We start from the raw sequence: 23,890 nt of genomic DNA on the forward strand, positions 1-23,890 counted from the left end.
AGGTAATAAATTGAATCCTAAAATTGAAAAACTGGAAAAGGAAATTGAAAAGACCAAAACAAAGATTGCGGAAATGCAGGCAAAGCTCCATAAGCTGGAGGAACAGAAAACAGAACTGGAAAATACCGATTATGTGGCGGTGGCGCGCAGTTTCAAACTGACGCCCCAGCAGCTTGCGGATTTTTTGAAATCACAGCAGGCAGCCCCTTCGGAAACTGTTTTACCGCAGGAGAAGGAGGATGTGCATGAGGCTTAAAAAACTTTCCCTGCTGCTGGCGCTTACGCTTCTTGTAAGTGTCAGCGCATTACCTGTAACGGCTCATGCCGGCGGTTCCAAAGACACCACACCGCCAACGCTGACTGCTTCCCTGGAGGGCGATGCCCTGAAAATAGAAAGCAGTGACGATCTATCCGGCGTGGAGGCGGTCTTTGTTGATGAAAACCGTATCAACTCCCTCACCGATGGGAAAGCGTCGGTTGCACTAAAAGATTATGCAGGAACAGAAAAACAGGTAAGCATATACGCAAAAGATTATGCCGGCAACCGTTCTGATGTGGTAAAGCTGGATAATCCGTATTACAAAGAACCGGCTCCTGAAAAGAAACCTGCTGCGGCAGCACCCCAGAGTCCGTCCGGTACACAGACAAAACCGCCTAAGGAAGAAAAACCTTCCGGCTCAAACGCTGCAACCCCTTCCGGCGGCGGAAATTCTTCCGGTTCAGATAACAGTACCGGACAGCAGGAAAATACTTCTGCGATCCCGGAAGGTGCATTTACCCCGGAAGGCACCGGAACGGTACAGGACAACATCAGCGGTACGGATGGGGAAAAACAGTTTTACACCATCACTACGGACGCGGGCAATGTCTTTTATCTGGTGATCGACGGGAAACGGGAAGATAACAATGTCTACTTCTTAAACGGCGTCACAGAGTCCGACCTGATGGCGCTTGCAGAAAAGAACAATGGCAGCATGAGCATGATTCCCCAGGAAGAAAGCTGCAACTGCACCGAAAAATGTGAGGCAGGAAAAGTCAATACCGGCTGTCCGGTCTGCAAAAATGACTTGAGTGGCTGCAAAGGAAAAGAAAAGCCGACGGAAACCGAAAAACCGGCTGAACCGGAAAAGCCGAAGAAAGAGACCGGCAGTGTCGGCACGATCCTGTTTATCCTTGCTGCCTTACTTGCGGTCGGCGGGATCGGTTACTATGTAAAAATCGTGCGTCCGAAACAGCAGGCCGAGGACGATGCGGAATTTGAGGATGACGGTTATGGAGAAGGCTTTGACCCGGATGAGGCATACGGGGAACCGGAATATCTTTCCGAGGATGATTTTGACGACAAGGACAGCAAATAAGGCTGTCCTTTTAGATTTTATGAAAGTGAGGATTTTTTCATGGAACATATCATAACCAGGCGCCGCGGCTTTCGCAAGCTGTTGGCGTTTTTGCTTTGTATGGCAAGCATTTTGGGGCTTCTTCCGGCTCAGGCTTTTGCCATGTCTGTCGGACAAACGGCAAGCTCCTGGCTGGGCGACCAGTATGTGGGCTCTGATGGAAACCACTACCGCGCCCCGGCACCTTACACCTATCTTGCCTACCATGCAGACGGAACCATCGACGTACACACCAGTTCCGGGGGCAATGCTTACCGGCACTATATGCTGACGGATTCTGACGGGATCAGCCATCAGGTTTACTGTGTGGAGAGCGGGATTCCTTACCATACTTCGGAAAACACCTATGTTTCAGAAAGCGGGACCAACAGCCAATACCTGAACCTGCTTCCTGCCGAGGCAAGGAGGGGGATCACCCTGACTGCGATCTATGGCTGGAAACCCGGTGCGACGCTCCCTGTTTCCGGGATCAACGAGGATGACTATAAGATGGCAACCCAGATCATCCTTTGGGAATACCAGCAGCAGCTTAGAAGCGATCCGTACAACCGCCACGGAAACGGCCACGCAGATGGTGACCAGTATTTCAGCGTGATCGCCGGACGACCGGCTGAAAAAGCCTATGACTGGATTCTGGCACAGGTCGCTTCCCATTCCACAGTCCCTTCCTTTACTTCTTCTAAGAAAAGCGAAGCACCGGAACTGGAACTGAAATGGGATGTAGAAAAAAAGGTCTATACCCTGACGGTCACAGATACCAACAACTTGAAGATCGACCTGGAGGCTTTGAAAGGCAGCGGCGTTTCTGTGACAAGAAACGGAAATGAATACACCTTTACCAGCAGGCAGATGATGATGGACCCGGTGCTGTTTGAATTCCGAAAGAATATCCCGGTGGCAAATGACATGCTGATCTGGGGCAGACCAGGCTACCAGACCATGATGACCGGCGCCAGCGATCCGGTTTCCTTCTTTGTAAAGATCAAAACGGAAACTTACGGTACTGCAAAACTTGTCAAGACCAGTGAGGACGGCATTGTTTCCGGTATCACCTTCCATATTTCCGGTACGGACATTTTGGGAAATGAAGTCAATGAGGAAGTCACGACCGGAGAAAACGGCCAGATTGAAAAGAAGCTCCTGCCGGGAACCTATCTGGTAAAAGAGCTGCCGGTGGACCGCTATGTGACCCCTTCCGCACAGTACGTGACCATTGAAAGCGGGCAAACTTCTTCGGTACATTTCAGCAATATCCTGAAGAAGTTCCGCGTCCATGTGGTAAAGAGCGACGCTGATACCGGAAATGCCCAGGGGGACGCCACGCTTGCAGGGGCGACCTATGGGATCTTCCGTGATGGCGAACTGATCGACACTTATACTACCGGGCCGGATGGCAGCTTTATGACTCGCTATTATGTGTGCGGGGATAACTGGACGATCCGGGAGATCGAACCGAGCACCGGGTATCTTCTGAATGAAACCGTTTATGAAGTGGGTGCATCCCCTTCCCTGTATGAAGTGGAACTCAATACCACAGAAAATCAGGTGACGGAAACGGTTATTTACGGAAATATCCAGCTTGTCAAGCACACCGATGACCTGGACCCGGATGTGCCTGAGGGCGAAAATACCGACGATCCCAATGCCGGTATCATCGAACGCCCGGAAGCAGGCGCAGTCTTTGAAATTTACTTAAAGGCAGCCGGAAGCTATGACGCGGCAAAGGAAAGTGAACGCGACCTTCTTACCACGGATGCGGATGGTTTTGCTTCCAGTAAACCGCTTCCGTATGGGCATTATACGGTCCATCAAATCGCAGGCGAGGAAGGCAAAGCCTTTGTCCCGGACTTTACGGTATTCATTTCCTCTGACGGAAAGACTTACAGCTATATCCTGAACAACCGCACCATCACAGCCCGTCTGAAAGTTGAAAAATGTGACGCAGAGACCGGAAAGATTATCCCTGTGACCGGAACCGGTTTTCAGATCAAGGATCTTTCCACCGGGGAATTTATCACCCAGACCGTCTACTATCCGAACCCGGAAACACTGAATACCTTCTATGTTTCTGACGAGGGCTGGCTGATGCTGCCGGAGCCTTTGGCCGCCGGGGATTATGAACTTTATGAGGTAGCTGCTCCTTACGGCTATGTGCTTTCCGACCAGCCGGTACCGTTTACCATTGACGGCAGCGAGGCGGTTGTGACGGTCACGCAGTACAATATGCCGCAGAAAGGCCAGCTTACCATCACAAAGACCGGAGAAGTATTTGCTTCTGTCCAGGAAAACGACGGACTGTACCAACCGGTATATGAGGTTGCCGGACTTCCTGGAGCGGTCTATGATGTGATCGCAGATGAAGATATTTATACCGGTGACGGTACCTTGCGGGCAGAAAAAGATACGGTTGTGGAAACACTTACGACCGGCGAGGACGGCACAGCGAAAAGCGGGTCTCTCTATCTTGGCCGTTATCGTCTGGAGGAACGTCAGGCGCCTTCCGGCTGTGTGTTGAATCCTCAACCGGAATATGTGGAACTGACCTATGCGGGTGAGACCATAGAGGTTACACAGACAGCGGCCGGTCTTTATGACGAACGCCAGAAAGTGGATGTCACACTTTTCAAGGCAATGGAGACCGATGACCTGTTCGGTCTTGGCATGAACGAGGAATATAAGGATATTTCCTTTGGACTTTATGCTTCCGCAGACCTGACGGCGGCAGATGGCAGCGTAATCCCGGCAGGTGGACTTCTGGAAGTGGTCTCTGTTTCGTCTGAGGAATCCGGCGGTTACAGCGCTTCCTTCGCTTCCGACCTGCCTTTTGGCAGCTATTATGTCAAGGAACGCACAACCAACGGCGCCTATATCCTTTCGGATCAGGAATATCCGGTTGTCTTTGAGTATGCTGGTCAGGAAACCGCCCTGGTACAGATCCTTGTCAATGAAGGCGAGGCTGTTTCCAATGAACTTCTCCGTGGGCGTGTAGACGGTGTAAAAGTCGGGGAAAACCCGGAAGGCGGCGAGGATGTCACGCTTGCCGGTGCGCTCATGGGTCTGTTTAGACCTGATACCGAAGAATTTACTGAAGAAAATGCGCTGCTTACTGCTATTACCGGAAAAGACGGCAGTTTTTCCTTTGAGAACATTCCTTACGGACACTGGATCGTCAAGGAGATCTCTGCCCCTGACCTTTATACGGTAAGCCCGCAGCAGCACCATGTATATATCGGTGCAGACGGACAGCATATCGAGATCCGTGTGGAAAACACCCTGATCCGCGGCAGTGTGCAGGTAACTAAAACCGAAGCTGTGGAGGAACCGTCCCCTGTGGAAAAGGAGGATAAGAAAGACAAGAATTCTTTCCTGCGCTTCCTGCCCGGTGCAGTGTTCGACCTGTATGCGGATTCCAACGCCAACCAGGAATATGATCCTGACGATCAAAAGATCGGTACGCTGAAAGAAACCGATGCAGGCTATCATACGGCGGAAAACCTTCTGGCTGGCGGCTACTTTATCAAAGAAAGCAAAGCGCCGGAGGGCTATCAGCCTGACTCAAACGCTTACTATTTTTCCATCACAGAAGATGGACAGGTCGCAGTTGTGGAAAATGGAGAAGCCGGGCACGGGTTTACCAATGAGGCTTACCGCGGCAACTTAAAGATCACAAAGGATTCCAGCGACGGGCGCAAAGATGGTTTTGCCATCGAGGTTAAGAGTGCGGACGGCTCCTACTGCGAGACATTCACCACTCCAAAATCCGGCGTGATTGAAGTTAAGGGCCTTCGTGTCGGTATTTATACCGTAACAGAAGTTGCAAACCGGGCAAGCAAGGATTACATCATTCCTGATGCCGCTACGGTGGAGATCAAGGCAGATCAGACATCTACAGTCCAGTTCTTTAATGAAAAACCGGAAAAGCCGGATAACCCAAAGAACCCGGAAAAGCCTTCTGTTCCCTCCAATCCTTCCACCCCTCAAAAGCCGGTACCGCAGACCGGGGATGATCCGTATATTTTCCTGTATGGCGGACTGCTGGCAGCCGTACTGATCGGTGGCAGCGTATTTGCTGTGTATTATTTCAAAAAGGGAAAATACAGCAGGACTTCCCCGAAAAGAACGGCTGTCGGGGTTTCTGTCCTTTCACTCTGCGTTCTGGTGGCTCTTGGCAGCGGTTTTTTGGTGTTCCGTGACTTGAACCAGTATGCTGAGAGTAAAGATGCCTATCGAGATCTTGCCGGATATGTGGAAGTACCGGAGCAGACAGCTTCCCCGGAGTCGGCACCCGATCCGACAGAACCAAAACGGGACGATGCCGATATTGTCCTGCCTTCGGTAGACTTTGAAACGCTCCGTGAAAATGGACCGGACATCATCGGATGGCTTTCTCTTCCTGATACGGTGCTCAATTATCCGGTGACGCATACCGACAACAACGAGTATTACCTGAACCATCTTTATGACGGGACCTATAACAAGGTTGGCTGCCTGTTTGCCGACTATGAAAACCGGGCAGATTTTTCAGACCGCAATACGATCATTTACGGTCATAATATGCGGGATGGTTCCATGTTTGCCTTGCTGAACCGGTACGATGAACAAAGTTACTTTGATACTCACAGGCAGATGTATCTCGTTACTCCGAAGGGGGGTTATGTCATGGAGATCTTTACGGCATTTGCAGCAAAACCGGAAGAATCCGGCAGTAAAACTTCTCCCTGGCAGCTTTCCTGGAAGGATGACGGTGCTTATACTACCTGGCTTACAGCTATGAAGGAACGTTCTGCGGTGGAAAGTGATGTGACTGTGACCTGCAGCGATAAGGTACTGACCCTTTCTACCTGTACGCCGGGCGGCACAGGACGCTTTCTTGTCATGGGAAAACTCGTGAAAGTAGATAACGAAATATAGATTTTAGACGGTGCGGGGGCAAAAGCTCCCGCACCTGCTGTTTACAAGGAGGATTTTATTTTATGGTAAATACCATGATTTCCATTCCCGGCTATGTCCATCTTTACCGCTCGCTTTTGCGGTTTTACGACATGCCGGAAAATGAAGTCCGGGAAATGCTCTATCTTCTGAATACGGCAAACCTGGACTGCTATGAGTATTATCACCCGGACCGCAGTGTGATCCAGAGCGGACCGGTCGCTTTTTGCGGATGGCTGGAAACGAAAGACTGCCGCCCTTACCGCACAGAGGTACAGCTTTACAAATCGCTGCTGTTTTTGAAGCGCAGCATTGACCGTGACCTGATCGTATCAGCTCAAAGGGAGGCTCTGCAAACCCTGCGCTGTATTATCTCCAATCTGGAATACCGCTTTTATAAAGCCTATGGCATGGAGATCGAGGACAAACGCACGGTCTATGGGGAATGTACCTACCGTCTGGTTCCCAGGGAGGATGAACCCAGCGTGTGCCTGATGCACGACTGGATCTACCTGCCAACTGCCTGATGTCACGAATAATATATAAAATATGTGACATATATGAAAACTGTACTGCCTTGCAAAATTTTTGATTTTTGATGTATAAATCAGATTTTTAATGGGAACACTCAAAATAAGAGGAATAGGACCTATTGCAATCATGTCACGAATAATATATAATATTCGTGACATGAAGGGAGGCGGTATTGTGGACAACGGATATACAAAACGAATACGAGAGCGTGTTCTTTCTCTTGAAGATGGAACTGTTTTTGTGATGTCTGATTTTGCGGATATTGCAGATACATCCACTATTCGTCAAAGTTTAAGCCGTTTAGTGCAATCAGGAACATTGCGCCGTATTTTGAAAGGAGTTTATGAAAAACCAAAATATAGCAAACTTCTGGATGAATATGTGGCGGCAGACCCGGAAGCGGTGGCGAACGCATTGGCACGAAGTTATCACTGGACGATTGCCCCATGTGGGAATACAGCATTGAACCTGTTAGGTCTTTCAACACAGGTAACAGCAGTATGGTCCTATATCAGCGATGGTCCATATAAGACCTACGAGTGGAACTCTACAAAGCTGGAATTTAAGCACCGGACCAATAAGGAGATTACCGGATTGTCCTATATGACAAGTTTGGTTATACAGGCATTAAAAACGCTTGGCAGATCGAATGTTACGCCAGAAGTCATACAGATGCTTTCCGAAAAACTGACAGACAAGGATAAACAGGCTTGTTTGAAGGAAGCAACCGAGTCTACGGATTGGGTTTACGATACGATACGGCAGATTTGTGGAGGTGAAAAGGTACAATGAGAAATATAGCAAGACTTTCAGATAACGACCGCAGGGAGCTGTTCAGAAATACAGCAGATAAAATGGGGCTGAATGATGCCATCGTGGAAAAAGACTTTTGGGTATGTTTTACGCTGGATTATTTATTTCACCGCTCACCATGGAAAGAGTCCATCACCTTTAAGGGAGGTACCAGCCTTTCAAAAGCCTTTCACCTGATCAGCCGGTTTTCAGAAGATATTGATTTGATTCTGGACTGGCGTGTATTGGGATATGGCAAAGATGAACCATGGGAGAAACGTTCCAATACAAAACAGGATGCTTTTAACAAAGAAGCCAATGTGCGTGCAGAGGTATTTCTGTCCGAAACATTCTGCCCGGCAGTCAAAGCCGGCTTATCCCAGGAAATCGGTTGTGAAGCAAATGTCTACATAGATGAAAAGGATAAACAGACGGTCATTTTCGCCTATCCGCACCTTTTTACGAATACGGCGACTTTACAGGTGATCCGTTTAGAGATTGGTGCGCTGGCAGCGTGGACTCCTGCAAAAACAGCGCTGATCGAACCATACGCGGCAAAATATTATCCGAAGATTTTTGAGCAAAAAGAAACCGCAATCCTTACCGTTGCCCCGGAACGGACCTTCTGGGAAAAAGCCACAATCCTGCACCATGAAGCGAACAGACCGGAACATTTGGAAATGCCGCAGCGGTATTCCAGACATTATTATGATCTCTACCGCATGGCTGCAACACCGGTCAAAGAAGCTGCTTTTTCCAGGCTGGATCTCCTGAAGAAAGTTGTAGATTTCAAAATGAAATTCTATCCCAGAGCATGGGCGAAGTACCCGGAGGCTGTGCCGGGCACATTAAAATTACTCCCGCCGGAATATCGGTTCGCAGCATTGGAAACGGACTATAACTCTATGCAGGATATGTTGTATGGGGATATTCCGACATTTGAGACAGTCATAGCAGCGGTCCAGGAACTGGAAAAAGAGATCAATACACTATAAACAATTACATATCCATTTATTTGCCGGCTATTCTAAGATGCTTTAGAATAGCCGGTTTCTTGTTTTCAAAGGAGGGATGCTATATTACGCAAAATGAAGTCAATGCCGTTTTTGACGAACAGGTGCGGCTCTGTGCTGATACCTTGAAACGGAAAACCAAAGAATACACCGGGGATGACCCGGACCGGCTGGGTGCATTTAAGGCAGCGGCAGCTTTACAGCACACAACGCCCCAGCGTGCCCTTGCCGGTATGCTGGCAAAGCATATTGTTTCTCTGTACGATATGTGCTTTGCCGAGGAAACGGTTTACCCGATGGACACATGGGACGAAAAGATCACAGACAGTCTGAACTATCTGTTCTTACTGAAAGCGATTGTAAAGGAGGGACATACCAATTAAACGAATCGAAGTAAAAATTTTGAACTGCCAGGCGGTAGCGGAAGCAGAAAAAAACATGGTCTTTGCGGCAAGGCTTACCCAGCAGGGACATAAGATTGCCTCAATGGACGACCTGATGGAGCTCTACGAAAAATCATTCAGCGTTCAGACAGTAGCAGCTATGGGGGCGCTTCCCCATCCTACCATCCAGAAATTTGCGGTGATCACGGTAGCCATTGTCTGCGCCAGCAGGCGTTTTCTGGCGCAGATCACCCGCCACCAGAACGAAGTAAAATTTATGAGTGCATCGCTGCAGTACAGCAACTATACGGGACAGGCGGATTTCGCTGTCCCGTATTCTATTATGACGGCTCCGGCAGTGGTACGGGAATTGTACTTAAAAAGCTGTAATGAAAGCATGGAATGTTATGAAACCCTGTGCACTGCCGGAAGCGGGCACGATGCGGCCGGCTATGCCACGCCCCAGGGATTACGGAATGTACTGCTCATCAGCGCCACCCCTTATCAGTGGAAACATATCATCAGCCAGCGGGTATGCCGGAGAAATACAGATGAAACAAGGATCGTGCTGCTAAAGGTCTGGAAAGAACTTTATGAACTAAGCCCTGCTTTGTTTGCCCCATCACTGACCGGGCCTTTTTGTCAGATGGATCGATGTCTGGAAGGTAAAATGACCTGCGGACGAAAACTGCAGGCAGATATGACGCCAGAGGATATTTTAGAAAAAGATTATCCTGCTCTTTGGGAAGGAGGCTGCCGATGAAAATAAAACTGATCGACTTTGGCGTACCGGAGCACCAGCGTCCTTACCGTCCGCATGGCAATGATGCCGGAGCGGATGTTTATCTGCCCTATGACTGTACCTTACAGCCCGGAGAAATCGCCAAAATTCCTCTTGGCTTTGGACTGGAAATACCGGATGGATATGCGGGATATATCTTTCCCCGTACCAGCATGGCGGTAAAAGGTCTGGTCTGTGAACTGCCGCCTGTGGATTCCGGCTATCGTGGAGAGATCCATGCGATCATCAGCAATGTAAGCAATCAGGCGCAGTCTCTTTTTAAGGGAGCCCGTATCGGGCAGCTTGTGATCACGCCGATCGTCATTGCGGATTTTGTAACCGATCTGGGAACAGAACGAGGAACCGGCAGCTTTGGCAGTACCGGCGAATAGAAAAAGGCTGTTTGGGGAACAGTTTTTGAATACTTATCGGTATAGGGAGCGGACATTTCGAGAACATTATAAAATATAATAAAGAAAGTCACGAAAAAAGCGGCCTTTACCGTGACCGCTTACTTTCTGCTATTGAGTTCTTTCATAATACCGAGGATATATTGCATGGATTGAGGATCAAGCTGTCTTGCCTCTGCAATGAATTCCTTTAAGGTTTCCGGGTAGGTATTTCCTTCATCAAAGAATTCCTGCGGTGTCACACCCAGATATTCGCAGATGTAGAAAAAAGACTGCATAGCGGGAAGTGACTTTTTATTCTCAATATTATTGATGTAGTTGTTTGCCTGACCTAACGATAAAGACATATCGCGTGCGGAAACTCCTTTCTGTGTCCGCAGCTTCGCTAATCGTTCCGGGACAAAATCTTCATACATCGCCTTCACCTCCCATTCTGTAATAGATTGTACCTTACACCCCTTTATTATCCGCAAAGAGAAAAAGGGTATTATCGTTGACTTGCTAAATAAAATCTATTACTATGTGAAAAGTGAAGAATTTTACCTATCAGATGGAGGGATGACCGATGAAAGGAAAGACCTGCTGTGTTACCGGACACAGGGATTTACCGCAGAATGAGATCAACAAAATAAAAGCCGCTTTGGAACATGAGATCGATGCTGCCGTTACAGATGGATTTACCTGTTTTATGAGTAGCTTTGCAGATGGCGTGGATCAGTATTTTGCAGAGCTGGTGTTGGAAAGAAAGCAGACCAATCCGGCGCTGGAGCTGATCGCAGTGATCCCTTACCGCAAACGTCTGGACAGCCTGAATAAGAAAACAAGAACCCGTGAACTGCTGGAGGCTTGTGCGGATGTTGTTGTCATACAGGAAAAATATCTCCCAAGCGTCTACTCCCACAGAAACCGCTATATGGTGGAGCACTCCGACCGAGTGATCGCTGTATATGACGGACGGGAAACCGGCGGTACGGCAAAGACGATCCGCTTCACCCACCGGATGAAAAAGGAACTGCGGGAAATCCCGGTTGGAGAGATCGTCCTGCCGGATCACTTGAAACCAAAAACAAAATAGATACCTGTTGATGCGCTCACTTTGAAGTGGGCGTTTTTCTTTACCCATTTTTAGGAGGAATGCTTATGTGGAACCTGATTTCACATTTCCTTACCTTTGCCGGAGGAATGGCTTCCGGCGTTATGCTGATGTGTCTTATACAAACCGGAAAACTTGCGGATAAAGAATTTGAAACTATGAAGGAGGAATAAAAATTGAAACTTGTGATTGCAGAAAAGCCCTCTGTTGCTATGTCACTGGCAGCAGTATTAGGCGCAACGGAAAGAAAAGACGGTTATCTCGAAGGTTCCGGCTATCTGGTGAGCTGGTGCGTGGGACATCTTTTGGAACTGGCACAGCCGGAGGCTTACAAAGAACAGTACGCCAAATGGCGGTATGAGGATCTTCCGATCCTACCGGAAAACTGGAAATATGAAGTGCCAAAGGATAAGAAAACGCAGCTTGCCCTTTTGTGCCGATTGATGAAGGACAAACGGGTGGATTCCGTGGTATGCGCTACGGATGCCGGACGAGAAGGAGAACTGATCTTCCGTCTGGTCTATGAATATGCCGGATGTAAAAAGCCTATGGAGCGCCTTTGGATTTCCAGTATGGAGGATGCGGCGATCCGCGAGGGCTTTGACCATCTCCACCCCGGCAGTGATTACGATAAGCTCTATGATGCGGCGGTCTGCCGGGCAGGAGCCGACTGGCTGATCGGGATCAATGCCACCCGGCTTTTTTCTGTCCTGTATGGTGTCACCCTAAATGTCGGCCGTGTTATGTCACCGACACTGGCACTTTTGGTACAGCGTGAGTCGGATATTGAATCCTTCATCAGTAAGCCTTTTTATGTGCCGGAAATCACCTGCGGAGGTTTTACTGCTTCCGGCGAAAAAATGACGGAACGATCCGAGGCTGAAAAAATCCGTATGGACTGTGACCACAACTCCGCTTTTGTGCGTTCTGTGGAAAAGCAGGTAAAAACTATACAGCCTCCCCGCCTTTATGACCTTACAACTCTGCAAAGGGAATGTAACCGTATTTATGGCTATACGGCTCAACAGACCCTTGATTATGTGCAATCTCTCTATGAAAAGAAGCTGGCAACCTATCCGAGAACGGACAGCCAGTATTTGACGAAGGACATGCAGGCAACCGCCGCTTCCCTGATCCTGTGGCTGCGTGACAATATGACCTTTGGAAAAGGCTACGCCGGAGAGCCGGACATTGACCGGGTAACAGATGACAGCAAAGTGACTGACCACCATGCCATTATCCCAACTGTGGAAATCGCACGGACAGACCTGTCAGAGCTTCCTTCCGGGGAGCGGGATGTGCTTACCCTGCTTGTCGTCAGACTGCTTTGTGCCACAACGCAGGTACACCGATTTGAAGCGGTCACCGCTATATTGGACTGCCAGGGATATACTTTTACGGCAAAAGGAAAGACTATTTTACAGTCCGGCTGGAAAGAGGTGGAACGGATTCACCGTATGAGTATCAGGCAGAGTGAAACGGAACACAAAGAAAATGAAGCTGTCGCTCTCCCTGTGCTGCAGGAAGGACAGACTTTTGAAGCTGTATCAGCAAGTCTCCGTGAAGGGAAAACTTCACCGCCGAAACACTATACGGAGGACACACTGCTGTCCGCTATGGAGACTGCCGGTGCGGAAGATATGCCGGAAGATGCCGAGCGTAAAGGATTGGGTACTCCGGCTACCCGTGCGGCAACACTGGAAAAGCTGGTTTCTGCCGGATTTGTACAGCGAAAGAAAAAGCAGCTCATTCCTACGGAAAAAGGAAAGAACCTGATCGCAGTCCTGCCGGACAATATCAAATCTCCCATCTTAACTGCAGAATGGGAATCCATGCTGAAACAAGTGGAACATGGCGAACTGTCGGCAACATCTTTTATGGATCAGATTGCAGATATGAGCCGGACGCTGGTAAAAGAACATACTACCCCGGAAGAACGTTTTGCGGATCTGTTTCCTTCTTCCAGAGGAACTGCACATGAAGCCGTAGGGGTATGTCCTCGCTGCGGAGCCCCGGTATATGAAGGAAAGAAAGGTTTTTTCTGCGACAACAGGGAATGTTCTTTTGCTCTTTGGAAAGATAACCGTTTCTTTTCCAGCAAGAAAAAATCCATCACAAAGTCTGTGGCAGCGGCTCTTTTGAAAGAGGGCCGTATTTCTATGTCCGGGCTTTACAGTGAAAAAACAGGAAAGACCTATGATGCGGAAGTGATTCTGGATGATACCGGCGGTAAATATGTGAATTTCAAGCTGGAATTTCCAGTAAAGAAAGGCAGGCGTAAATGAGCGATCGAAAAACCTTTGAATATGGCGGTTATCACTTCACGCCCATACGAAAATTTCACAAAAAAGAAGGCGACTTTTTCGCCATATCGAAACGGCTGGCAAGTGACCCCAACTTAGGGCTGTGTACCTATCAGGATCGGCAAAAAGCACCTTATGATTACAAAGACTTTTATACCGTTTCAACAGACAAAGAATGTGATATTTTCCGCTGCGAAGAAAATGGATTGTTGTATGTACCAGGAAAAAATGAACTTTTTATTTACCATGAACCAAAACAGAAAAAGCGGAACTCTATCGCCGATGCCCTTTCACAGCCCAGGAATGTTACTGATACAACCGAAATTTCCAGCGGTCGGCAAAGCAGAGCCCCGGAAAGGTAGGCGTTATGGCGGAGAGAGAATTGAACCGCTCGGAGCGGGCTACGATCCGAAAGCTGGTTACGGAGCTTTGCGCCAACTATGACTCCCAGGATAAGATCTGCCTTCCTCTGGACAGCCCTTGTTACATGCTGAATAAATGGTGGACCGGTGCTTATTGCAGGTACTTTGAAAAAGCGGTGCTGCCGGTGGATGCAGCACTGGAATCAGCCATTACCGGCGAGGACACCTCCATGAGACAGAAAATATGCCCTGTGTGTGGAAAGGCATATCTTCCTACAACCAGCCAGGCATATTGCTCCGATGCCTGCCGGGTCTATGCAAGACGGAAATCCGAGCGGAAACGCAAACGCCGGCAGCGGCAAAACCAACCATGATATGTCCGCAACTTAGCCCCAAAAGTCCTTGATTTTCAATGGCTATTCGCATCTGTTTTTAAGGGAGCTGTATAAGAATACTCCGGTGCTTTGAAATGAGGTTAAGTTGCGGACAAAACTTATATTTTAACAAAAACGATAGGAGGCGATTTTTTGAATATCAACACGATTACTGCAGAGGATCTTCGCCGTATGCCGGATAAGGAAGGACTGATTTTACAGGGCTGCGGCGGAGATCTGACAGAATGGGTGGACGGGATCAACGAAATGCTGACAAATGCAGGCATATTGAAAGATGGCAGCCAGTTTGAAAATGTGTTTGCTTTTCAGCACGGAGAACTGACCTGTCTGCTTTACCCTTTTGATGATGTGAAACTGGATATAGGGAAACTTGCCCTGTGGCGTTTACAGACCCATGAAGTCTATGGCGGCACATGGCTGTCGGACTTTGTGCCGAATTATTTAGGCGGATTTATAGAAACACCGGAACCATTGGCAGATAAACCGGACTGCCCTCTGATCGGAGCAGATGGGAACATTTTTAATCTGCTTGGTATTGCTTCCCGTACTTTGCGGGAGCATGGTCTAAAAGAACAGGCAAAAGAAATGTCTGACCGGGTATTTGCTTCCGGCAGTTATGGAGAAGCGCTCTGTATCATTGGCGAATATGTCAACATCACAGATTCCGAACCGGAGCATAAGAATTCTCTCCGTCAGCAGCTAAAGGCAACAAAACCGGCAGACCCAGTAAAAAAGCAACAAACTTCCAAACAGCAGGAACGATAAGGAGGGATGCGAAATGGAAAGGAAACGGACCTATGGTGTATGGGCAGTACGAAGCAGCACTTCTATTTTCGGACCGGCACAAAGCTGGTGCAAGGAAAATGGAAAACCGTTGGAGTTTGATAGCAAAGCCGACGCTGAAAACTATGCAAAGGAAGCCAACGAGCATACGACAGCAAATGTCCGATACTATGTGAAAGAAAAAGAACCGGAACCCGGCGCTGTTCGGAAAGGAACATCTCAACCGGAACTGGATGCGCGCAGCCATGAAGAAGTAATACCAAGAAATGATGCAGCGGAAAAACAAAACGAGATTCCGGGCAGACAGATCCCTTCTCAAACAGATCCGCTGGTAGAAATCCGCTCTGCGGTCCATAGTAATTACGCGGGTATGGTCGCTATGCTGGGTGCGGACAACCGTGTGTATTTGGGCCGTGAGGAACGTTGCCATTACCAGGATATGCAGCCATCTTACTATGACAATCAGGACGGTTCCCTGTGTTTTGTCTGTGATCAGCCCGATATGTATTATTTTCTTTATGGAGAAGGCTGGGCGCATACCCAGACGGAAATGTTGGAACGAGGGCTTACCTTGCGCCAGTATGAAGAATTTGCGAGACTGCAAAATGGGGTCCTTGCACAGTTTACCACCCAAAGAGAAATCCTGTTTGCCGGACAGCCGTTTCAGGCGCCGGAAAGTTATCTTCGCAATGCGGAACTTTATGAGGAAGGACAAACCGGGAACTACAATATGCTGGATGGCAGGCTGAACAACGAACCTCCTGTGCGCCCGGATCTGACAGACGGACAGACGGATGAAGAAATCCGGGAGCTGGTGCCGGAAGCAAAGCCGTCTTTGATGGACCGTTTGAAAGCAGACAAACCGGAGCATGAAGCAAGGCAGATGATCCCTCCTGTGCCGGAAAGGGAACGCTGATGGCCGGGGTAAGATTTGAGGATGTAGATCTTTTGGGTGCTCTTTCCCGTATCGTAGATCTTCATACCCAACATTATAAAGAGGACTTTGACCTGGATAAGGAACTGATTTCAAAACTGGCTGTGTCAGACCGTTCAGAGGATAAACAGCTTCTTTGGATGTCACGCCCTTGCGGAACCTATACCCTGCGCGAACGGGAAGTTTATCTGGATGGAAGCCATGAAAATAAAGTGTGGCGGTTTTACCAGGAACAGACAAATGATCCCGTTTTGGCTTATGCCATCTCTTTGAAAGAAGTCAGGGACGGAAAAATATTTGGCAATCTCTATCCGCTAAATTATAGAGAACATGTGGAACGGATGAAAAAGCTGACCTGTCCAATCGGAAATGTAGCCGTTGCATTTGCGGATGGAAATGTTATCACGATTCCCTATCAGGAACGGAGACAGCTTATGAACCGGTTTATGCCAGAGCATGGAGCCCCTAAAACAATGACTTATCTGCCGGAAAATGAGCCGGAGCTGATGATGATTCTAAAACGGGAACGCTTCAAACGCAGCTATCATGCGACAGCCGGAAATCTGGAGGAATATCTTGATAAGCTGGAAAAGACCACCCTGCGGGAAAAACTCAAAAGAGCAAAGACGGTGGTTTCAACACAGGAGGTCTCATCTCATAAAAGAGGGTTGGAACGATGAAGGGCGGGCATAACAAAAAATCCGTCCGCGTCGAATTTGTCATGTCCGAACCGGAGGCCGAACTGGTAAAAGAACGCATGGCGGAACTTGGCATTACCAACCTGTCGGCATATCTGCGAAAGATGGCCGTAGACGGTTACATCATTCACCTTGATATGGGAGATATTCAGGAAATGATCCGGCTTCTCCGCATTTGTTCCAATAACTTAAACCAATATACCAGACGGGCCAATGAGACCGGCAATATTTATGCCGCAGATATAGATGACATCCGCACCCGTCTGGACAGCCTTTGGGATGGCATGGACAAACTGATCCGGGGATTTGCAAATCTTTCATAATATTAAACTAATTTTGAAATGGCATCTTGATATGGGTTCATTTATTCTTAACAGTTTTTTATCGACGATATTATTATGTGGATAACGATAAGTTCCTATGATAAAATAATTTGGCATGGAGGTAAATAAAAATGTGTAAAATTGTTATTATTGAAGATGATATAGATATTTGCAATATGATTAAAAAATTCTTGGAAAATAATAAATATAGTGTTCAATATGCTTTAAATGGTATAGAAGGAATAAATTTGTGCAAATCTTTTGTTCCGGACTTGATAATACTTGACATTATGTTGCCAGGGCTGAATGGGGATGATGTATTACAGAAATTGCGAAAATTTACAAACGCTCCTGTTATTGTTGTATCAGCAAAAACAATGGTTCAGACCAAAATAGAATTATTAAAAATAGGGGCAGATGACTACATGACAAAACCATTTGATTTGTATGAGCTTCTTGCACGTATTGAGGCAAATTTAAAACGGACTGTCGATAATCCTTATCAAAATAATAATACTTTGATATACAAAAATATAAAGATCAATAACTCTTTGGTTTATATAAACGGAGTATTAGTACCATTTACATCAACAGAATTGAGCATTTTAGAATTGCTATTGCAATACCCACAGAAAATATTTTCAAAACAAAATTTATATGAATCCATTTGGAATGAACCTTATGCGTATGATGACGATACAATCAATACTCATATTAGTCATATTCGTAAGAAAATTAAATCAATTACAAATGAAGATTATATACAAACTATTTGGGGGATTGGATATAAAATGAAATAATCTTTAGATTTTCTTTAGAGTTATCATATATAGTGGCATGGAAAGGAGTTGTTTAGGATGACAAAATTTATATGCGAAACAAAAAACCTGAGCAAAAAATATAAAGATTTCTATGCTTTAAAAAATGTAAACTTAACTATTCCAAAAGGCGAAATATATGGACTTGTGGGCGAAAATGGAGCAGGAAAAACAACGCTAATCAGATTATTGACAGGTCTTAATTTTAAAAGTGAAGGAGAAATTATTCTATTTGGGCATAATGATAATCTGCAATATGAACGATTAAAAATCGGGTGTACGATTGAAATGCCGGCACTATATAAAGATATGACTGCTTCACAAAATCTGGAAGTGCAAAGAATACAGAGAGGTATTCCGAATAAAAGCTGCATTGCTGATACTTTAGAATTGATTGGCTTATCGAACGCAGGTAAAAAAAGAGTAGCGAATTTTTCATTAGGGATGAAACAGCGGCTTGCACTGGGCGTTGCATTATTAGGTGAGCCAGAATTTTTAATATTGGATGAACCTGTCAATGGACTTGATCCTACGGGAATTATCGAATTACGGGAACTTCTTAAAAAATTAGTGAAAGAACGGGAAACCACCATTTTAATATCCAGCCATATATTAAGCGAATTGCACCAGCTCGCCACTTGTTATGGCTTTCTTCATAAGGGAGAACTTTTAAAACAAATTTCTGCTGAAAAATTGAATGAAGAATGTAAACGGTATATTTGTTTGAAAACAGATAATATACAGAAAACCACTCTCATATTAGAACAAAAAGCTAATATTAAAAACTATTCCGTTTATCCAGACAATTCTATTCGGATTTATGATTGTTTAGATAATGTAAGAATGATTTCCAAATTACTAACCGACAATGAAATCATCATTGATGAAATCTCTGTTCAGGGAGAAGATTTGGAAACATACTTTGAAAATCTAATAGGGGGTAGAAAAAATGTATAATCAAATACGGGCAGAATTTTATAAATTATTTCATACAAAGGCGTTATATCTAACATTTGCATTGATTTTAGCTGTTTTTGGTATCTTTTCCATAGGAGGTCAGCAACAATTTGTAGTATCTAGTTCCAGCGTAGATGAAACATGGAAGATAGGAGAAACCGTAGGATTTCTTGCTCGTGCATATAGTGATCAGGTACATCCAATGATTGAAGAAATTATAAGGACTGCCACGTCTTATACGGTATTTTTCTGGCTGATTGTTCTTATATTTTCTGTTGTTTTCTTTTCCAGAGAATATACAGATTCAACGATTAAAATTGCGATTGCAAGTGGACAAAGCCGACTAAAATTCTTTATTGCAAAGTATATCGTGATTACTGTTACCAGCATCATTTTATATTTTTCATTTATTATGGTTGCATTTATAATTGAATGTACAAAATACAATGTGCCGATACAATTACTTCCAATGTTGAAAATTGCAGGGCTAAATTGCATGGTTATGGGAGCCTTTATCGGTATTACACTCATGCTGTGTGTGATATTTAAGCATACAGCTATTGTGGTAGGAACTATGTCATTATTTACTTTTAGCGGACCTCTTATTTATATGATGACATGGGATAATATGTCTGCTCAATCGTGGCGAGTTCTAACGTACTTAAAAATCAATCCGATGTATTATTGGATGAATACGTGTTCTTATAATATGGTAAATCATTTGGAAATCAATATCTTACTTTATTTTGTAGGAACTGTAATTATTACATTCCTGGTGTCAGCATTGATATTGAGAAAACAAGAAATACACTAATTACAACAGAAAGGGGAAATGCGGATATGTTCTATTTTTTATTGATATGTTCTATATTCATATTAGCATGTTCCCTTTTTTCTATTACTAGAACAATTCGCAATATAAATAAGCAGATAAAGGAAAAACGAAAAATAAGAGTATCTTTATCAAATAGAGATATTGAAGAGTTAGCTTATGCGATCAATCAAAAAGATACCCTGCATAAGAAACTGCAAGTTCAAATTAAGCAAGAAGAAGATCAGTTAAAGCAATCTATATCTAATATAAGCCATGATCTAAGAACCCCATTAACATCTATACAGGGTTATCTAACACTTTTACAAGAATGTGAAGATAAACAGGAGCAAGACCAATATATTGAAATCATTAAAGCAAAAACAGATTATCTCACAGATCTGGTGCAAGAATTTTATGATTTATCTGTGGTGGAAAATGAGCAGTTTGATGTTGAATGTGAGAAGGTTGATATAAATAGAATTGTTACAGATTGCTTAATTGAAAAGTATTATGAATTTGGGGAAATCCAGCCGATTATTCAAACAGAAAAATCTCCGGTGTGGATATATGGCAATAACCTTATTTGTAAACGTATTATTGAAAATCTAATTACAAATGCAATCCGTTATTCTGATAACTATATTGAAGTGTCCATTAACCAGGAAGGCGTGTTCATGATTAAAAATTCAACGCAATCCCTTGATGAGATGGATATAAATTTATTATTCAGCAAGTTTTACACCGTTGATAAATCACGCACCAAAGGTGGTTCCGGTTTGGGATTGTATATTGTAAAAGAATTACTAAAGAAAATAGATGGAAAAATCGGAAATATAGAATATAATAAGCCAATTTTATCTATAACACTTTTTTTTCGATTGTTTAAATAGCCTTTAAGATGGCATGGATAAACTGATCAGGGGATTTGCAAACATTTCATAAACAGCCGGAAAGCCGTTGCTTTCTTTTTGCCGTCACGGTAAAATTTTTATAAGGGCAGATGCCCTTCTGAAAGGAGGCAAAGCGTATGCGTTTGATAGGTAAATTACTGGCACTTCCCTTTATGCTGGTTACGGGGATTCTTTATCTGGTATGTAAATTTTTAGTGGTTCTTTCCGGTGCGGTACTTGGGATTCTTTCCGGGATCATCTTTCTGGCGGCATTGGTGCTGTTCTTTGTCGCAGGATTTTTGCCGGGTCTTGCATGGCTTATGATCGCCTTTCTTATCAGTCCATACGGTCTGCCTCTGGCGGCTGCATGGCTGGTAGGAATCATTGGTGGGGCAAACAGTGCCTTAAAGGATTTTATATTTGGTTAAGCAGATTTGGCGGGGCGCATAGGAAGCCCCGCTCTTTTTCTGCAATTATAACTTCTTTGATTGGAATTAAGTTAAGGGGGGTGACGAAAATAGCGACCACAAGACTGATGCCTCTGCATGTAGGAAAAGGTCGGAATATCTCTACTGCGATTGCAGATATTATTGATTATGTAGAAAATCCGCAGAAAACCGATTTTGGAAAATTCATTTATGGCTATGAGTGTGATACCCGGCTTGCTGATGCAGAGTTTCTTCTTTCCAAACGACAGTATGCAAATCTGACCGGCAGAAACCAGGGTGCGGACGATGTGATCGCCTACCATCTCCGTCAGGCATTTAAGCCCGGCGAAGTTACGCCGGAAGAAGCCAATCAGATCGGCAGGGAGCTGGCGCTGAAGCTCACAAAAGGAAACCATGCCTTTGTCGTCTGCACCCATGTAGATAAGCACCATGTCCATAATCACATCATTATCAACTCTACTACACTGGACTGTCAGAAAAAATTTCGCAACTTCTGGGGCTCTACCTGGGCAATCCGGCGAATGAATGACAAGCTGTGTTTAGAGCATGGACTTTCGATTGTAGAAAATCCGAAACCCAGCCGGGAGCATTATGGCACATGGCTGGGAAATAAAAAGCAGCCATCCTTTCAGGAACAGATACGCATTGCTATTGATGCTGCATTAGAGGAAAAGCCAAAAGATTTTGAGGAACTTCTAAAGAAGCTGGAAGCTGCCGGGATTGAAGTTAACCGTGAAAGAAAACATTTTCGCTTCCGAATTCCGGGACAGGAAAATTATACCCGATGTGATACGCTCAAAGGCGATTATACAGAACAGGCCATCAAAGAACGGATTGCTGGTACACGGACAGTAAAATTCCGCCATGCTTCTTCAAAAAAACCGGTTTCCAAAGTTGGATTGCTGGTTGATATTGAAGCTGCGATCCGTTCCGGCAAAGGTCCCGGTTATGAGCGTTGGGCAAAAGTGTTCAACTTAAAACAGCTTTCTCAGGCAGTGCTCTACTTAAAAGAACATGGCGATATGGGTTATGAGGATCTTCTGGAAAAAGCCAACGCCGCTACCACTAATTTCAATACCTTATCCGTTCAGATTAAAGATTTGGAGTCAAGAATGAATGCCAATGCCGAGCTGCAAAAGCAGATCGTAAACTATGCGAAAACGAGGGCTGTCTATGTAGAATATCGCAAAGCCGGGTACAGCAAAAAATTCCGAACAGCACATGAGGCTGAAATTTTGTTGCACCAGGCGGCAAAGAATCATTTTGACGAGTTGGGAATCAAAAAGCTCCCCTCTGTCAAATCTCTCCGGGAGGAATACACCGACCTTCTGGAACAAAAACGGAAAGCCTATTCTGCCTATAAGCAGGCCAAAAATGATATGAAAGAACTTCATAATGTTCGGGCCAATGTGGAATATCTATTGGAGATTTCTTCCCCGCCACAACCGCAGCGCAGCACAGAAAAATCCCGTCAATAAGGTTTGTCTGCTTTTCGCTTTCAGCGTTCCAACGGAATGCGCAGCCATTGCCACCGGCAATGATTTCAGGGGTTTGGGGATATGTCACCAACAAGCATTTAGCAGGAATTCCGGGAACGGGATTTCTGCTAAATACGCAATCTTACGTAAGATTGCATTGCTTGCCAGTATGCTAACACCTTGCATTTTTAATGAGGATGTAGTAGTATATATCGTGGTTAGTTGTGGCTAATCAAGAAGAATGAAATGGGGTGATTTGATGGAAGCGGCGATGAAACAATCACAGCTTCACGATATATATTTTCCTGAAAAAAAAGAAAAAAGTGCAAATTTGATTCTTCAACAAAGCACAGATACCGGAACCGGAGAAATGACCTGTTATGATGTGGCCCCTGGAATACAGATAACATATAATCATCTCAATATGGATTCCTGCTATCAACCTTTAATTCCGAAAGAGGATTTTCTTCAAATCGATCACTGTCTGGAAGGATGCTATGAGTGTGAATTGGCCGGTGGCTCTGTTAGCTTTTTAGGTGAAGGAGATTTATCGGTTAGTAATCTTTGTAAAGGGCAACAGTTATTTGTTGGTTCAAGGATTCCGTTAAAAAAATATCGTGGTATTACTGTTCTCTTAGAAATGGAAGGAGCTCAAAAGACCCTCAATACAGATTTTCGGCAAGGAGATATTAACCTGCAGCAAATCCGTGATACTCTATGTGGTGATGGACGTTCTCTTTTGATTAAGTCTAAGCATGAAATAGATCATATTTTCAGCGAACTTTATCGGGTGGATGAGAGAATCCGGATTCCGTATTTCTGGATTAAAGTGATCGAACTTTTGCTGTTTTTAAGCCTATTGGATGCCAGCTATGTGAAAAAACCCCGACAGTTTTCTGAGGATGTTTCCAAAGGGACACAACAAGCATACCAATATATCATTGAGAACCCTTTTTCCAAAATAACGATCTCTCAACTGGCAGAGATGTTCCATGTGGCAGAATCCAGCATGAAGCGGTGTTTTACTTCTATCGCTGGCAACTCGATAGGTACCTTTATGAAAATAAAGCGTATGGAGGCTGCTGCGGAACTGCTTGTTTCCGAACCACAGCTTAGTATCTGCGAAGTAGCCGAGGCTGCCGGATATGAAAATCAAAGCAAGTTTTCCGCCGCTTTTAAGTCAATTATGGGCGTTACTCCGTTTGCATATCGCTGCAAATCGTGGTGAGCTAATTGGATTAAAAATTCACCCGCTTGGTTATAGAAGCCACCCTTTTCGGCCTGCTATAATTAACAATGGCCGGTGGCAATAAGAGTTAATGAAAGAGCCGCAGTGTTGCGGCTCTTTTTCAAA

General features: G+C 45.3%; 26 protein-coding genes. 25 read left to right on the forward strand and 1 reads right to left on the reverse strand.

The window, feature by feature from the left end; genetic code table 11:
- Nucleotides 1–10 precede the first annotated feature (10 nt).
- From BN6539_RS09110 to BN6539_RS09150, 9 genes are all read left to right on the forward strand, one after another.
- Entirely contained in the window at nt 11–256 is a 246-nt protein-coding gene (locus BN6539_RS09110) for a DUF4315 family protein (RefSeq protein ID WP_025577937.1), read from the forward strand.
- Nucleotides 246–1,358 (forward strand): DUF4366 domain-containing protein, encoded by a 1,113-nt coding sequence (locus tag BN6539_RS09115; RefSeq protein ID WP_055158513.1) that lies wholly within the window; start codon nt 246–248, stop codon nt 1,356–1,358. Before BN6539_RS09110 ends, BN6539_RS09115 begins: the two co-directional genes overlap by 11 nt.
- Nucleotides 1,359–1,397: 39 nt before the next feature.
- The gene (srtB, locus tag BN6539_RS09120; protein WP_067536897.1) at nt 1,398–6,308 is read left to right on the forward strand and encodes a class B sortase; all 4,911 of its coding nucleotides are present in this window, start codon (nt 1,398–1,400) and stop codon (nt 6,306–6,308) included.
- Between the two features lie 62 nt (nt 6,309–6,370).
- Complete coding sequence (locus BN6539_RS09125) at nt 6,371–6,853, forward strand: hypothetical protein (protein WP_015542949.1); 483 nt, start codon at nt 6,371–6,373, stop codon at nt 6,851–6,853.
- Between the two features lie 181 nt (nt 6,854–7,034).
- Nucleotides 7,035–7,652 (forward strand): DUF6088 family protein, encoded by a 618-nt coding sequence (locus BN6539_RS09130; protein WP_055158509.1) that lies wholly within the window; start codon nt 7,035–7,037, stop codon nt 7,650–7,652.
- Nucleotides 7,649–8,647: a nucleotidyl transferase AbiEii/AbiGii toxin family protein gene (locus BN6539_RS09135; protein ID WP_055158508.1), complete on the forward strand. Its 999-nt coding sequence runs from the start codon at nt 7,649–7,651 to the stop codon at nt 8,645–8,647. The genes BN6539_RS09130 and BN6539_RS09135 overlap by 4 nt, the downstream gene beginning before the upstream one ends.
- 59 nt (nt 8,648–8,706) lie before the next feature.
- Complete coding sequence (locus tag BN6539_RS09140; RefSeq protein WP_227274983.1) at nt 8,707–9,048, forward strand: hypothetical protein; 342 nt, start codon at nt 8,707–8,709, stop codon at nt 9,046–9,048.
- A gap of 19 nt (nt 9,049–9,067) precedes the next feature.
- Nucleotides 9,068–9,811 carry an FAD-dependent thymidylate synthase gene (locus BN6539_RS09145; RefSeq protein ID WP_279310223.1) on the forward strand — a complete coding sequence of 248 codons (744 nt, stop codon included), beginning with the start codon at nt 9,068–9,070 and terminating at the stop codon, nt 9,809–9,811.
- Nucleotides 9,808–10,221 (forward strand): dUTP diphosphatase, encoded by a 414-nt coding sequence (locus BN6539_RS09150; protein ID WP_005361111.1) that lies wholly within the window; start codon nt 9,808–9,810, stop codon nt 10,219–10,221. The genes BN6539_RS09145 and BN6539_RS09150 overlap by 4 nt, the downstream gene beginning before the upstream one ends.
- A 119-nt stretch (nt 10,222–10,340) precedes the next feature.
- On the opposite strand, the gene BN6539_RS09155 is transcribed toward BN6539_RS09150, so the two are convergent.
- Nucleotides 10,341–10,655, reverse strand: a complete 315-nt coding sequence (locus tag BN6539_RS09155; RefSeq protein ID WP_005361112.1) for a helix-turn-helix domain-containing protein — start codon at nt 10,653–10,655, stop codon at nt 10,341–10,343.
- Between the two features lie 149 nt (nt 10,656–10,804).
- On the opposite strand from BN6539_RS09155, the gene BN6539_RS09160 reads away from it, so the two are divergent.
- The 16 genes from BN6539_RS09160 (at nt 10,805) to BN6539_RS09230 (ending at nt 23,764) form a co-directional block, all read left to right on the forward strand.
- Nucleotides 10,805–11,314 carry an SLOG family protein gene (locus BN6539_RS09160; RefSeq protein ID WP_005361115.1) on the forward strand — a complete coding sequence of 170 codons (510 nt, stop codon included), beginning with the start codon at nt 10,805–10,807 and terminating at the stop codon, nt 11,312–11,314.
- Nucleotides 11,315–11,379: 65 nt separating this feature from the next.
- Nucleotides 11,380–11,505: a DUF3789 domain-containing protein gene (locus BN6539_RS21830; RefSeq protein ID WP_074038089.1), complete on the forward strand. Its 126-nt coding sequence runs from the start codon at nt 11,380–11,382 to the stop codon at nt 11,503–11,505.
- Nucleotides 11,506–11,508: 3 nt separating this feature from the next.
- Nucleotides 11,509–13,617: a DNA topoisomerase 3 gene (locus BN6539_RS09165; RefSeq protein ID WP_040446585.1), complete on the forward strand. Its 2,109-nt coding sequence runs from the start codon at nt 11,509–11,511 to the stop codon at nt 13,615–13,617.
- A complete protein-coding gene (locus BN6539_RS09170) occupies nt 13,614–13,997 on the forward strand; it encodes a hypothetical protein (protein ID WP_025580944.1) in 384 nt (127 codons plus the stop codon). The genes BN6539_RS09165 and BN6539_RS09170 overlap by 4 nt, the downstream gene beginning before the upstream one ends.
- A gap of 5 nt (nt 13,998–14,002) precedes the next feature.
- The gene (locus BN6539_RS09175) at nt 14,003–14,371 is read left to right on the forward strand and encodes a cysteine-rich VLP protein (protein ID WP_067536901.1); all 369 of its coding nucleotides are present in this window, start codon (nt 14,003–14,005) and stop codon (nt 14,369–14,371) included.
- 153 nt (nt 14,372–14,524) lie between these two features.
- Nucleotides 14,525–15,157: a hypothetical protein gene (locus BN6539_RS09180; RefSeq protein ID WP_064785839.1), complete on the forward strand. Its 633-nt coding sequence runs from the start codon at nt 14,525–14,527 to the stop codon at nt 15,155–15,157.
- A 13-nt stretch (nt 15,158–15,170) separates the two neighbouring features.
- The gene (locus BN6539_RS09185) at nt 15,171–16,091 is read left to right on the forward strand and encodes a DUF4316 domain-containing protein (protein WP_064785837.1); all 921 of its coding nucleotides are present in this window, start codon (nt 15,171–15,173) and stop codon (nt 16,089–16,091) included.
- Nucleotides 16,091–16,789 (forward strand): hypothetical protein, encoded by a 699-nt coding sequence (locus tag BN6539_RS09190; RefSeq protein ID WP_015542941.1) that lies wholly within the window; start codon nt 16,091–16,093, stop codon nt 16,787–16,789. The genes BN6539_RS09185 and BN6539_RS09190 overlap by 1 nt, the downstream gene beginning before the upstream one ends.
- The gene (locus BN6539_RS09195) at nt 16,786–17,130 is read left to right on the forward strand and encodes a plasmid mobilization protein (protein ID WP_067536905.1); all 345 of its coding nucleotides are present in this window, start codon (nt 16,786–16,788) and stop codon (nt 17,128–17,130) included. The genes BN6539_RS09190 and BN6539_RS09195 overlap by 4 nt, the downstream gene beginning before the upstream one ends.
- 131 nt (nt 17,131–17,261) lie before the next feature.
- On the forward strand, nt 17,262–17,930 hold the full coding sequence (locus BN6539_RS09200; RefSeq protein ID WP_015542939.1) for a response regulator transcription factor: 669 nt from the start codon (nt 17,262–17,264) through the stop codon (nt 17,928–17,930).
- A gap of 57 nt (nt 17,931–17,987) precedes the next feature.
- Nucleotides 17,988–18,905, forward strand: a complete 918-nt coding sequence (locus BN6539_RS09205; protein ID WP_015542938.1) for an ABC transporter ATP-binding protein — start codon at nt 17,988–17,990, stop codon at nt 18,903–18,905.
- Entirely contained in the window at nt 18,898–19,719 is an 822-nt protein-coding gene (locus BN6539_RS09210; RefSeq protein WP_015542937.1) for an ABC transporter permease, read from the forward strand. Before BN6539_RS09205 ends, BN6539_RS09210 begins: the two co-directional genes overlap by 8 nt.
- Before the next feature lie 26 nt (nt 19,720–19,745).
- On the forward strand, nt 19,746–20,609 hold the full coding sequence (locus tag BN6539_RS09215) for a sensor histidine kinase (RefSeq protein ID WP_064786730.1): 864 nt from the start codon (nt 19,746–19,748) through the stop codon (nt 20,607–20,609).
- 137 nt (nt 20,610–20,746) lie between these two features.
- A complete protein-coding gene (locus BN6539_RS09220; protein WP_005361132.1) occupies nt 20,747–21,037 on the forward strand; it encodes a CD1845 family protein in 291 nt (96 codons plus the stop codon).
- A gap of 80 nt (nt 21,038–21,117) precedes the next feature.
- Nucleotides 21,118–22,536 carry a relaxase/mobilization nuclease domain-containing protein gene (locus tag BN6539_RS09225; RefSeq protein ID WP_456318613.1) on the forward strand — a complete coding sequence of 473 codons (1,419 nt, stop codon included), beginning with the start codon at nt 21,118–21,120 and terminating at the stop codon, nt 22,534–22,536.
- 241 nt (nt 22,537–22,777) lie between these two features.
- The gene (locus tag BN6539_RS09230; protein ID WP_082907428.1) at nt 22,778–23,764 is read left to right on the forward strand and encodes a helix-turn-helix domain-containing protein; all 987 of its coding nucleotides are present in this window, start codon (nt 22,778–22,780) and stop codon (nt 23,762–23,764) included.
- Nucleotides 23,765–23,890 lie beyond the last annotated feature (126 nt).

This window comes from Emergencia timonensis, from assembly GCF_900086585.1.
GTDB classification, from domain to species: domain Bacteria; phylum Bacillota; class Clostridia; order Peptostreptococcales; family Anaerovoracaceae; genus Senimuribacter; species Senimuribacter timonensis.